A 12,474-nucleotide genomic window follows, 5' to 3' on the forward strand; every position below is an offset into this window, starting at 1 on the left:
TTTAATTCAGTCTTTTTGGATCAATAAAATGGCATCAAAATATGATCTATCTGGGTTTAAATGAGAATTTTGAATGGAGAAGTTAAAGCTAGCAAGGGCGATCTCAAAAGCCTCCACTACTTTATCGAATGTCTGGACAATCTTAGTTTTGCCATCGTCGTTGCTGGCAATGGCTTTCAAAACTAGTGTGCCTGGTTTCAACAGTGGTGTCTGCATCAAGAACTCCGTCAGCAACTCTGCGAAAGCATCTTGTGAAAGATCACCGTACAGCAAATCTGTAAATACTTGCTCTTCGATTGACTTAAGTCGCCGAATGAAGAAACGAGGTTCTTCGCTGCAAATTCCTTGCCAAGAGAATTCATCACTACGAAGTTTGCAATTTTGGCTCATAGCTTCTTCTTTCAACTGCGGTCTCTCAATAAGCTCTCGAGCTTTTCTATCTCAGCCAAAAGCTGGGCTTCAAACTTAGCCGTATTCTGACTGTCTATGAAAACGATATTACCCCACGAATTTGTGGGCAAAACTTGACCAATAGACTTTTCAAACTCGCGACATAACTGCGCGAAACGAGTCCGCCACCACCGGTGTTCAACGATCTTGCCTGCAGGCATATCCGCTTCTAGTTCCAGTATTTTACGAAGGGTTTTGAGGGTCGTCGGAATATCAATAAAAAGCGGGATTGGGGGATTGTCTTTCCGTTGAACAAACAATGCGTTTCTCACAAAGTTTTCGTCTGTCATCTCTTTGACGGTCTCAAAACCCAACGCCCTTAGTCTTGCTTTTATGTCTTCCATGTAGACATCTGGGTACTCAACAAGCTGAAAGGTAGGTCTCACTAAAACAATCCGATAGTGAGGATAGTTAGCGGTGCAGTGCTTAACCAGCCGTATCAAAAAGTTCTCGAAGTATCCGTAAGCGATTGCTTGAATTGCGACTTTCCGAATACTCGAAATCTTGAAGACGAAAATCAAGCCAGTGGAAAGTAAAGAAAACAGCACGCCAACAGAAATAGCGTAAAGCGCATCATCTTGCATCAACTCGCCAACGGTTTGAAAAACCGGCATCCACCCTAAGGTTTCGAGTTGTGATCGTAGCTTCAAAAGCCATTCAAATTGAACACTTTGTGCGTTCGTGAGAACAGCTGAAATCACAACAAAACAAATGCAGGTAAAGCAAAATGCTATAATGACCCACCAAAAGACATTTCTACTACGCAACCAAGAAAACACGATCTATTCCGTCCCAAATTTGCAATTTAATTTGATAAACTAGTCAGAGTTAACCAACGACTTTGGACTGTGTCATCACTTAAATCTTCTTTTGGTCTAAAGCGACCATTGAGACGTCTACACGACCCGGAAGATGCACGAAGTAAGATCAATTCTAAACACTGTAAAAAGTCGGAGTGAGGGTCGCAGCGGATTATCTGGAAAGAAACCACAACCCTCACAGGCCATGTTTCGTGAACATAAGACCCACAAAAAAGCTATCTCTTGAATTCACGAGTTTCAACATTGCTTCAAAACAGCTGAACGATGGCTTGAAAGCCGGTAGCCCCACAGAGGACGGAGACTACCGACTTTCATTGGCAACTTCATGGGAAGAAGTGCCCGAGATGATGCTACAGAGCACTAGCAGCCAGTTCAACGACTCTAGAGAAGTGCCTATCACTCGTGCAGCGAGCTCAGATTGGCTGTGGAAATATTGAGATACCATCATATGCCGAGCACTGTGGCACCCCGTCCCTTTTGTATTAGAAGTTTATTTTACTACGTATGCTGCCACATTATTTTTGGATCGCTGCAGGTAGACATTTTCGGTTTTGAAAAAAGTTCGATGGGATTCAATTGAGATTAGCTTTTGTTGGCCTGCTTGGCGATTTCGGTCAATGCGTCGAGCCAATCAGAGGACAAGTCTTTCATAGCCTCGTCTAGTTTTGCTTTTGAAGAGACCCATGTTGAGCTTTGCTCTGAAATTGGGTCCTCAACACCGAGCAATTCTCCTACATTCACGTCTAGCCCAGCAGACAGTGAGACGAGAATTTCGAAAGATGGTAAATTAACGCCGGACTCAAATTTACTGAGTGCGACAGTCGAACATTCGGCTTTTTCGGCCAATTGTTCCTGGGTCAAGTGCTTAGCCTTTCTCAACGCTTTCAGTCGGCTTGGAAAGGCTTTGGCAAGTTGTTCAGCAAGTTGACGTGGTTTCATTCCTTCTGTTCGTACTAATTTCACTCATAAAAAATGTCCCAACATATTACTTTTTGTGAAAATTGGTATAATATTATTACTTGAGGGCGTTTTCTCATCCTAATGGATGGAACAGGAAAGGCCCTTTCATCCAGTTTGACTACGACCCTACCTGAGGTTTCCTATGACCATTCAAATTCAGCGACATAGCTTCATCACATCGGCACTTCTTCTCCTCATGTTTTCAGCACTTTGCGGCTGGGGGGTTTATTATGGATCAGTAGTCGATCCCGAGCTTAGTTGGTTGGCAGGATTGTCGGGGTTGTTGCTCCTGGCTTTCTTTTTCGCCCCAGTTGGAATTGCCCATGACTTGAGTCACTACATTCCAGAGATCAAAGAACTTAAAGAAACCAACAATCGCTACAAGAAGACCAAGATCCGCCATCCTGCATTCTGGTGGATCATTTTGTTGATGTTTGGCTCATTTTTTTCGCTTGGCCTGACTTGGTTCATCGCACTGTTTCTGGTGACAGGAACAATCAACGTGACAATCCCTGACGATATCGCAGTTGCTTCTGGACTTAAGGAAGCGACCTATGGTGCATCTCAAGCTTCCAACCAATCTTCCAACTCAGAGGAACTCATTCGTTGGAAGAAACTGCTCGACGAAGGCGTGATTTCTGACGAAGAGTTTGAAGCAAAAAAGACTAGTCTGATTTAGCGGACACCATGAACTTGGTCTCGAAACTAGATTTCAAGAAATTCAATGAGACCTGAAGCGAAGCAATGCGATGTTTGCGAGATAGCAAACCCTTGTGAGATCACAGCAAGTGGTCTCGCACCTGTGTCCTATTCAAAGTGTTCAAAATGTACTGCCAAGAATGCAGAACCGATGGGGCTGGTGCTTTTCTGGATGCATTTTCACTCACACCAAAATGACCTATCAGCATTCAACCGGTCGCTAGTCTCATATCATAAAGGAAGTTACATGGGATGGCATGCCATCAAGCAGCACTATGACCGACACAAAGAGAGTGTTCAGTCAGATATCAACAAGGAGTTTAATGTCTAAGCGATGCTAGATTGAACTAAATTCTCTGGCAGCACCAAGCGCTCAACTGGGACATATAAATACCTATGCATTCAACAATTTCTGCATAGGAACTGAACCTTGTCTAACCAACCAAAACCTAGTTTGAGAAAGTACTTAGCAAACCACTCCAAGGCTCATGATGCTGCTGTGACGCTTACTCTTAAGCAACAAGACACATCCGGTAAGTTAGACGAAAACGAAGCTCAAATTAACCTGAGACATTTTCTCAGTCGACTAAATAAGAAAGCGTTTGGAAACGCATCGGTACGGTTCAACAAGCGCATAGAAGTAATTCCGGTTCTTGAGACATCCTATTCGGGACGATTGCACTATCACCTTAGTATGAAAAACCCATTCCCCAGTATTGCCGAACTAGAGAAAGCTGTCTTGGATTGCTGGTACAAAACCAGATGGGGCTATAAAGTGAATGACATCCAAGAAGTGTATAACGCAGAGGGATGGATAAACTACATTACCAAGCAATCCGGATCGGATCATTGGGACATAGGCAACACGAATTTAGCGTGACGAGTTAAGACTCCTCGTTAATCCTGTAGCTCGCTGGAGATAGGAAGAAGACTTTGTGTAAAGGTCTTTAATCCTGATTGTACTCAGATCCAGGACCTATCTGGGTACTCCAGACAATCAATGATAACCTAGAACCTACACCTTCAAGTTTGACCCTAAATCAAAATTAATCAACTATAACGGTATTAGGTTGAAGACATGGGTTTCAAATGCGTTGGTACTGGATTGTTGGAGCAGTTGTACTTCTAGGATTCATATTTGGTGACGACGACAACCCATCAAGTATCATCACCTCCGAACCGAAAACACCAACATTAACTGCAACGAAGTCAACTCGCTTGAGCAACACCGTCGAAAGAACCACGTCGATCTCATTATTTGTCACGGGAAATGCGGTGAATGTTCGCTCAGGCCCTAGCGTTGGATCCAGTATTTTAGGAAAGAAATATAAAGGTGATGTTGTCCAAAAGATTGATCAATCTGGAAACTGGACAAAGATAAACTTTGGATCAAGCTTTGCTTGGATATCCTCAAACTATGTTAGCTCTCAGCGACCAATTGCACCTAGTGTTAGATCAAACCCCCAACCAAAACGAACGGTTGCAGCACCGACCAGTCGGGAAATTTCCTTAGCAAAGAAAGAGATCATTAGGAGGAGTATTGCTCAGTACCCAGGCTCATGTCCTTGTCCTTACAACCGAGACAGAGCCGGTCGAAGATGCGGCGGCAGGAGTGCATGGTCAAAGCCAGGCGGATACTCACCACTTTGCTACGAAAGTGATATCAGTAATGCCCGAGTACAAACCTACTTTGCTCGAGTAAGAGGTGCGTCAAATTGAGAACCAAATGGATATCTAATCCAACGGTCATCGCCATCTCTTGGTGCCCTTTCAGAGCGATAAGCGTCGCTAACAAAATCCCAGCCTGTTATCGCAGCACGAGCTTTTGCAACTTCTCGCATTCCTGACAGACCGAGGCCGTCAAGTTTGTAATATCGCTTAAACGACTTGCCGGATCGCACTTTTCGTTCTTCCAACACTTCAAGCCCAATTTTTTTCAACAGAGCATTGAGATGCTGAACTGGGTTTTTGACGAGATCTTTCCGTGTGCCAATACCCAGCTGACCTTCCACAAACCGTCTCAATGTCAGTGAAGCAGCAATGAATGGCTCAAGATCATCTGAGCTAAATTCAGCGTCAACTACAAAATCTAAGTTCTTAAAGATGGGCGTCGTTTTCAACAAGTCGATCAATAGGGCTGCGGCTGTACTCCTGTCTTTCAAGATTTCGATCCGAGCACGCTGGAGCTTCGTGTTCTCTTCTTCCGTCATTACCTCTTTGAGAATTATTGGATCGCTACAAAGTAGCCGCAGTCGTTCAAACAGAATGATCTTTTCTCTTTGTTTGCTTCTGTCGTCGTAGCCAATGAGGTCTCTTGAGATCACCTGCCTATAAAACAATTCAATCCTCGTTCTATCGTAGCGATATCGATCCGCCTGGGAAACGATTTCATGATCATAGTTCAGCTTGTGTTTGATCTCGAGGAACGAGTGCTCATCTAGAGTAACTGCATTCAATAGATGCTCAGCGGCGATTTCGAAACTCTTGTCCTTGGCTTCATCAAGTGCAGCCTTCCCAAGAATTGAAGCTGCTTTATCCGTACCAACAAGTTTTACCTTCCAACCTTGGACACGTTTGAACTCGATAAAGTTCTGTTTGAGCTTGTTCTTTGAAGCTCGATCTTTTGAAACAATCAAACTAGCCATGGCCAAAAACGGATCTTCCAAAGCAATATCAGTTTGATCCCTATGCCCAAATCCGAATTGAACATCGGCGATGAGATCAGATCGTAGAACGTCATCCACTGCCACTTTAAATTCCGTTTCGAAATTGAATCGCTGTGGGCTGAGCCAAACATCGACACGTTTCGGGTTTCGAACTCTGGATAGTTGCTGATCGACTTCAAAGTGAGATGTCACCCGAGCTTCAAAGAACCCAAAAACTCTATCAATCTTTGCCTCGTCGCCCTCAAACGTGATGTCAATCCCGGTCCCTAAAGAAGGCGAAGACATTACAATCTGGTACTTCAAGATCTCTGATTTGACATTCTTGATAAATGTTTGTGCTTCTTCGCTTTTTGAGTTGTCGGAAGTTATCGTAAACGTAGGAATTTCAAGTTCAGCTTTTTTGGCGAGCTTAGAAATAATCTGTTTGAAAGCATCAATTTTTGCTTTCGAGTTAGACGTGACGAAGATGCGTTCGCCATTCAAAATTGAGCGCCTAAACTCCTCAACAAGATGGTCATGACCGTCATAGACGGTTACTTCCCGATCCCTGGACTTCCAATTATTGATGTACACTCGGATCGGCGTTGGTGGCTTCAGTTTAGGAGTTTGTTCGTAGGTTAAATTTCGCTGCGAGCGAATTAGATTTAGGGTCTTGAAGGTTGGCCAATCTAGATCTGCATCAAGTAGAACAACTTGCCGGGCTTTTCGGACAATGTCACAGAATAACTCAAATATCTTACGCCGTTTTTCTCCCAGAGTGTCTGCTAAAAAATGTGCCAAAACTTGCTCGACTTCGTCGATGACTAAGATGTCATACTTTTCTCCTGCAACTTTCCCAAGGCTATCTAGGCAGACACCATAGCGCATCTGCCTTTGTCTGATTTCCCCTTGGGACAGATCACCGCTATCGTCTAGATAACTGTTCAAACCAAGCCTTTGGCAAAGCTCTCCAATTAATGCCTGTCTGTGTCCGATAAGCAAAACCCGCTCATCGGTGTACCAGCTGGAAGGTGAGTCGATGTCATCTTCCATTTCCAGTTCTTCGAGAGAACTGAACCTCTGAGTTGCTTGCTTGACGATCCCAGCCAAAAAGGTCGTTTTTCCAGTCCCTTTTGGGCTCTTAACAAACGTGACACCTGTACGCATGTCCCACGTGTTTAACCGCTTTGGATCAAGGTAGCGCTCATCTGCAAGGATGATGTTTCTAGTGTCGATATCCCTTTCGTTCATAGCGAGTTCTAAAGGGGTTCGCATTTCGGCGTCTTTGAGAACAGTTCGGTTTTTTAACGCTAGCACCATGTCATCAAAATCATAAAATGGACCCCTGGAGAGGAGGTTTGACTTAACCCACCATGTTTTCTGGCATTGGCGACAGTGAACGAAACGCCCACGACGGCCATTTGAAACAAAGGCCTTTGGTTCTTCATCATGATGCAAAGGGCAGAAGGCTGGAGTAGATTCTTCAATTTCTCGCAAGCTAACCTTCTGCCCATTAGCCAACTTGACTTGGAAAGTAGGTTCCAAAGTGAGTTTGGAGCGGTTGGCAGTGGGCATGTTGCCCTTAAACGAGGACGACATGACCTCTCGTTTTCCATCTTCAATCATTTCGTCTAGCAAGTCGCTGGGGATCACACCTCCAAGTTGCTTAGGAAAGCTCTCGCTTGACCCTAAAAACAGCGCTGCGGGATGGTCCTGCTTAGGTTCAGAGCCCAACCTAGAAACAAGGCTTCTTGTGGCGTATCGAATTTCATTTGCATCAAGTATTGTGCTTTCAAGTACAAATATGAGCCGAAAGCGATGATGATCAACGGTATGACTCGGCGTCGTGTAGATGAGCGATGCATAGTCTTCGACAAATGGAATTCTAAGGCTCTCCTCGTAGAATAAACCTCCATTGAATTCAGCAACCAAAATATCCGAAGCCTGGAAATACTCGCTTCTTCGATAGTTGCCATGAAACTGATAGCTAAATGCGAACCCTCTCTTGATATATTGGGCAAGCTTGCTGAGTGGAGCCGAAACGGGTTCAAACCCTTCTGCATAATTACTGATTGGATGTGGAGGTTCTTTGTCGAAAAGCCGAGTGTTTACGGAAAACCTAATTTTGTTGTTCATTTAAAACTTCAATGTGCCGCATTTGTCTTGAGATTGATTGATTGACCCAAACGGATCAACTGAAGATTGTGTAGCCATGTGAGATAGTCAAAACGACGAAGCAACTCACAAGCCACATGAGTGATACTAGAAAGTCCAACTTGAAATGATGAAAGCAACTAGATTTGTTCTACTAAGCTTATCCATTGCTGCAGCGGGATCAGGCGCACAGGCGGTTGAGATTGTCCCGAAAGGGAAAACTTTTGCCTGTACGCCCACACATGTTTGGGACGGAGACGGTCCGATCTGGTGTGCAGAAGGGCCTAGAGTACGCCTAGCGGGCATTGCCGCAAGAGAAATTGACGAGACATGCAAAACCGGCCACCCATGCCCAAGAGCCGGTGGTCAGCGAGCGAGAGATGAGTTGGTTAGGCTCCTTGGTAAGCGAACGGGCACGGGCAGGCATGGCCACATCTTAGTTGATGGACCAACTCTGACTTGCGTTTCCGATGGATCAGCTGGCGGAAAAAGGACTGCCGGTTGGTGCTCATCTCCAACCATCGGCGACCTTAACTGCAAAATGGTTGAAGATGGCTGGGCTTTAAGATGGGACAAGTATTGGAAGCGGCATCAGTGTTAGAAAGTTGTGAAGGGTGCAACCGGCCCAAAGCCGACTTAAAGCAAGTGATTGCGATGCCGCAGTGCGGCCCGTTATTGCTGCCATTCGCTGCGAGCGCGAGATCTGGGGTTGGTGGAACTCACAATGTGCGAACGAAGCGGACTAAGGATAGGGCCAAGCTTAGAAGAGTCGGGTAGCAATACAGAACAGTTTCGTAGTACACGTTTTGCGATAGTTGAGATTACAAACGAGCAAATTTTGCAATGATCATTTATACTCGCGGTACTGCCAAAATTGAACATTCCGTAAGTAAAGAAATATTCGAAATATTTGATGACGAATTGGAATGGGAAGTTGTAGGCGGTGATGAGCGAGGGATGGGGCAGGAAACAATCTACGAAGCTTTTGTGGACCATGATGATCTAGGTGATTTGCGTTGGTCTATTTCTGAATATCCTCTGGGAGTAGAGAATTTCACTGATACAAATGTTGGCGTACATCGCATAGTTTCCGATTTCGATTATGGCTTAGAGCACCAACCGGACTTTGATGAGGAAGAGCCGATTGGTCTTCGTAATAGGCTAAAAGCTAATCCTGAGTGGGCAACGGCTTTGACAAGAGGGTCATTGGTCAAACTCCTCGTTGATTGGTTTCACTATTTGTACGAAGACCCAGCCAATGAGACACCCTATAATGGTCGTGAAGGTGGCTATCTCTATATTAAAGGTGGACCATATAACGCCGAAGAAGAATTGCGCGGCAATTTTGAGGACATCGTTCCCGAAGAGGCCCTTATGGCAGCTGTTGAGGAAATTCAAAGTGATGGCCTTTTCGATTGGGCACCCTCTCCAAGACACCAGGCTAGTGTGGCTTTTTATGAGGACGCGGTAGCGGACGACTACCAGCAAGAAGAAGTTTCATTCGAAAAACTCAGCGAGATCGCCGCTTCTGAGCCATCTGCTGGTATCGGCAGTGCAGAGGAAAAAGCGGCCCGCGTAACAGTCCTTGAGCAGATTTCAGCGCTGAAAGATGAGCTGCCAAAGCCTGCTTCACATGGTGGGATCGGCCACAATCATCCACCTGAAGAGTTTGAGCTTCATGGTGACGAACTTGAGGAAGCCGCCGCGAGCATTGATGCGATTGAGGCAGAGCTGGTTTCGAATGATCCGAGCGCCGAAGTTGTGGCCAAGAAAGCATCGCTTCTGAAAGACGCGGTCGGGTGGGTGGCTGGCAAGATTAACACAACCGTTGATGCGTTCTGCAAGTCATTTGGAATGACGCTAGGTGCTGCTGCTGCGGTCGCTATTCCTGCTGCCATACTCGCTTCACCTTATTGGGCCAAGTTGGTCGTTTTACTCGGTAGCTTGAAGAGCTGGCTTCTCGTGGTGTTGGCTCTATAAAGCTATTTGGATAGCGGCCCTAACCTGCCGTTCATCAAGAACAGCGGCATTGCAATGCGGATGTGCCGAAACGGTCTTGGGTCAACGCTGCAGCACTCTACAACCTTAGTCAATACGAACATCGCGCGCAGATATAAAATGCATTGCGACTCCAAAATGTAGAGATAATTCTCGGATCACACCCATCCTCTTGTAGTGGGCCATACGATTAGCTATGTTGTTACTGCTTTGTTTTTTCACAAGACGTGCGGGCTCACACTGAGCGCCGTGAAGATTGAGAAGGGCGGGTTGGCGATTGGTTATGAACCGAGGACCGGCCTACAGGGTGCCGACGACGTCGTTTACGATAATGGCGGTGAAGGTCCTGGTGAGCAAATGGTGAGCCTTGCCTCTGAGTTGGCCATAGCCCTTCATTTCTCCGATGAGATGAAGCTTCGGGTGGTCATTAGAGTTTCTTTACGGCTTCGCCTGGACGCGGCGCGAGATTTCCTCTTGCAATCGGCCCGAAAAAGGTAAGCTACCTTATGGAGGTCTGTGCGATGGAAATCGGCGCAAATAAAAACATGTCAGCATGTCAGGCTGGCGCAAGGCCGCTTCGACAGCTTGTTGGGGCGCGTTCATATCGCTGATCTTGGTCTCCGGGCTCACACTGAGCGCCGTGAAGATTGAGAAGGGCGGGTTGGCGATTGGTTATGAACCGAGGACCGGCCTACAGGGTGCCGACGACGTCGTTTACGATAATGGCGGTGAAGGTCCTGGTGAGCAAATGTTGCGTTTAGAGGTAGGGCGAGGCTTTCCGATGTCGCCTGCCAGAGAGCACGTAAATGGGGAAATTTTTTACAAAGGCCACAGAGCAAAAAACACTCTTTTCAGCCTGGAGAAAGATTAAGTCTAATGGACTGAGATCAACTTCCTTCGAGACCAGAAAAGGCATAGAGAAGTTCGATCGTGATGCAATCAGCAACGTTAAGAAGATTCAACGCTCTCTGCGAACAGGTAAGTTTGAGTTTGAGCCCCAATATGGCGCGACTGTAAGAAAAAGCAGCGGTGGCAAGCGCGGAATCGTAATGGCGTCAGTCCAGAACAGAATAGTAGAGCGAGCTTTGCTTGAAACCCTGCAAGAAAAGTCGAAGTTTGTTAAGGCCGTCAACTCTCATCCGACAAGTGTCGGTGGCGTTCCGAACCGGAGTGTTCCGCATGCTCTCCAAATGATTGATGAAGCGTTTCGCTCCGATCAAACCCAGTTCGTTCGATCCGACATATCAGGGTTTTTTGATCATATACCGCGTTCATCTGTCCTTCAACGCATCGCAGAAGATGTAGACGATGATGCTTTCAACCAATTACTTAGAGCTGCGACTACGACCACGCTGTCAAACGAGGCCGTGCTCGGCGAAGATCGATCTATCTTCCCAACGAACGAAGAAGGTGTGGCGCAAGGATCGCCGTTGTCTCCGCTGTTTGGAAATATCCTGCTCTACGATTTTGATATTAAGTTCAATGATAGAGGTGTGATCTGCATCCGTTTCATTGACGACTTTCTATTACTTTCAACATCTGAACAAAAGTGTAGGCGTGCTTTTGTGTCCGCCCAAAATTTTCTGAAGGATCTGAATTTGGACTGTCACGATCCTTTTCAACAGGCTGCAGACAAAAATAAAACCGAATATGGTGACGCTCGACAAGGTGGGTTTTGGTTCTTGGGGTACGCTTGCCAGCCGGGTCTATTTCAACCCTCACCCAAAGCACGGGAAAGCATTTTGAAGTCCGTAGACGAGCATTTTTCAAACGGCAGATCTGCGATCAAGGAAGTGCGTAGAGCGAAGGATAGTTTCGCCGCTCGCCAGCGCTATGCACAAACCCAAACACTCATTGACCAAGTTCTGCGTGGATGGGGCGAGGCTTTCGCCTACTCTACTTCACGCACCACAATGAAAGATCTAGACAAGAAAATTGACGTCAAGATTGAGAATTTTCGCAAGTGGTACGCACGGCAGGCTCAATCGATGAATGCTGAAGATAAGCGCCGCACAGGTGGAATAGGCTTGCTCGCCGATATCAAGCCAAAGTTCTTTGAAGATGCACCAATCGTTCTGCCAAAAAACAAGCAATTTCGGACGAGCAAGAACACGGTTACAATTTCAACTGATGGCTCTGTGCTGACTTCGGGTAAGAAGCGCGGTAAGGATCAAGGCCCGGGAGGTTGGGCGTACGTAGTTCATGACTCGGCAGATGAACAATCTGGCGGCGAGGCATCTACCACCAACAATAGGATGGAGCTTCGCGCGGTTCTGGAGGCACTTCTTTCCTTACCGTCGGGTGCTTCTGCAATCATACGCACCGACAGCAAGTATGTTGAGAACGGCTTCAATAAAGAAACGGCTTTGAAAACAAACATTGATCTCTGGAAAAAGCTACATCACGAGGCCGAGACGAGAAGTATCAAGGTCGTTTGGCTTAAAGGCCACGCCGGTGATCTACATAATGAACGAGCTGACAAGCTGGCAGGACAAGCTGCGGCAGCCATTAATAGAGTGTGATGAGCTGTAGCGAAGCAGGTTTTCACGGTCACAGAGTTGTCCGCTTTTCAATTTTCCGGTCAAGAATTTGCACTCGCAGCGAACGGCAGCTCTCCGCCGATTCTGTGGAAAAACAACGTGTTGCTGACGCAGAAAGCGCGGTGCTGAACATAGCGCGAGCGCCTTTTCTATCAGGCTTTGCGCGTTTGCTGCGGTGCGGGAAAGATCTTTGCCAGTTTGCGGAGG

Annotated in this window: 10 protein-coding genes; 5 read left to right on the forward strand and 5 right to left on the reverse strand. The window is 46.3% G+C overall.

Features of this window, described 5'->3' with window-relative positions; all coding sequences use genetic code 11:
* Positions 1-6: 6 nt before the first annotated feature.
* The 3 genes from WG622_RS12740 to WG622_RS12750 all read right to left on the reverse strand — a co-directional run bounded on the left by WG622_RS12740 (position 7) and on the right by WG622_RS12750 (position 2,210).
* The gene (locus WG622_RS12740) at positions 7-405 is read right to left on the reverse strand and encodes a hypothetical protein (protein ID WP_339403938.1); all 399 of its coding nucleotides are present in this window, start codon (positions 403-405) and stop codon (positions 7-9) included.
* On the reverse strand, positions 402-1,229 hold the full coding sequence (locus WG622_RS12745) for an STING domain-containing protein (RefSeq protein ID WP_339403939.1): 828 nt from the start codon (positions 1,227-1,229) through the stop codon (positions 402-404). Before WG622_RS12745 ends, WG622_RS12740 begins: the two co-directional genes overlap by 4 nt.
* A 624-nt stretch (positions 1,230-1,853) precedes the next feature.
* Complete coding sequence (locus WG622_RS12750) at positions 1,854-2,210, reverse strand: helix-turn-helix domain-containing protein (protein WP_339403940.1); 357 nt, start codon at positions 2,208-2,210, stop codon at positions 1,854-1,856.
* A gap of 163 nt (positions 2,211-2,373) precedes the next feature.
* Between WG622_RS12750 and WG622_RS12755 the strand changes: the two genes are divergently transcribed.
* From WG622_RS12755 to WG622_RS19235, 3 genes are all read left to right on the forward strand, one after another.
* A complete protein-coding gene (locus tag WG622_RS12755) occupies positions 2,374-2,910 on the forward strand; it encodes an SHOCT domain-containing protein (protein ID WP_339403941.1) in 537 nt (178 codons plus the stop codon).
* A 450-nt stretch (positions 2,911-3,360) separates the two neighbouring features.
* Positions 3,361-3,810: a rolling circle replication-associated protein gene (locus tag WG622_RS12760; protein ID WP_339403942.1), complete on the forward strand. Its 450-nt coding sequence runs from the start codon at positions 3,361-3,363 to the stop codon at positions 3,808-3,810.
* A gap of 209 nt (positions 3,811-4,019) precedes the next feature.
* Complete coding sequence (locus WG622_RS19235; RefSeq protein WP_369077071.1) at positions 4,020-4,649, forward strand: SH3 domain-containing protein; 630 nt, start codon at positions 4,020-4,022, stop codon at positions 4,647-4,649.
* Here WG622_RS19235 and WG622_RS12765 read toward each other — a convergent pair.
* Positions 4,616-7,711 carry a plasmid replication protein, CyRepA1 family gene (locus tag WG622_RS12765; protein WP_339403943.1) on the reverse strand — a complete coding sequence of 1,032 codons (3,096 nt, stop codon included), beginning with the start codon at positions 7,709-7,711 and terminating at the stop codon, positions 4,616-4,618. The two genes, WG622_RS19235 and WG622_RS12765, sit on opposite strands and share 34 nt — an antisense overlap.
* Positions 7,712-8,572: 861 nt before the next feature.
* Between WG622_RS12765 and WG622_RS12770 the strand changes: the two genes are divergently transcribed.
* Both WG622_RS12770 and WG622_RS12775 read left to right on the forward strand, forming a co-directional pair.
* Positions 8,573-9,709, forward strand: coding sequence for a hypothetical protein (locus WG622_RS12770; protein ID WP_339403944.1), 1,137 nt, complete (start codon positions 8,573-8,575; stop codon positions 9,707-9,709).
* Between the two features lie 824 nt (positions 9,710-10,533).
* Complete coding sequence (locus WG622_RS12775; RefSeq protein WP_339403945.1) at positions 10,534-12,249, forward strand: RNase H family protein; 1,716 nt, start codon at positions 10,534-10,536, stop codon at positions 12,247-12,249.
* 28 nt (positions 12,250-12,277) lie between these two features.
* Here the strand turns inward: WG622_RS12775 and WG622_RS12780 are convergent.
* Positions 12,278-12,474, reverse strand: a 197-nt coding sequence (locus tag WG622_RS12780; RefSeq protein ID WP_339403946.1) for a hypothetical protein, incomplete at its 5' end; no start/stop codon positions are given.

Source organism: Cognatishimia coralii (genome assembly GCF_037478305.1).
Lineage (GTDB): Bacteria > Pseudomonadota > Alphaproteobacteria > Rhodobacterales > Rhodobacteraceae > Cognatishimia > Cognatishimia coralii.

What these genes read in the sequence shown, in the direction of transcription:
- WG622_RS12775 (WP_339403945.1), top strand. Translation starts at nt 10,534, where the DNA reads ATGGGGAAATTTTTTACAAAGGCCACAGAGCAAAAAACACTCTTTTCA.
- WG622_RS12750 (WP_339403940.1), bottom strand. Translation starts at nt 2,210, where the DNA reads ATGAAACCACGTCAACTTGCTGAACAACTTGCCAAAGCCTTTCCAAGC.
- WG622_RS19235 (WP_369077071.1), top strand. Translation starts at nt 4,020, where the DNA reads ATGCGTTGGTACTGGATTGTTGGAGCAGTTGTACTTCTAGGATTCATA.
- WG622_RS12765 (WP_339403943.1), bottom strand. Translation starts at nt 7,711, where the DNA reads ATGAACAACAAAATTAGGTTTTCCGTAAACACTCGGCTTTTCGACAAA.
- WG622_RS12755 (WP_339403941.1), top strand. Translation starts at nt 2,374, where the DNA reads ATGACCATTCAAATTCAGCGACATAGCTTCATCACATCGGCACTTCTT.
- WG622_RS12770 (WP_339403944.1), top strand. Translation starts at nt 8,573, where the DNA reads ATGATCATTTATACTCGCGGTACTGCCAAAATTGAACATTCCGTAAGT.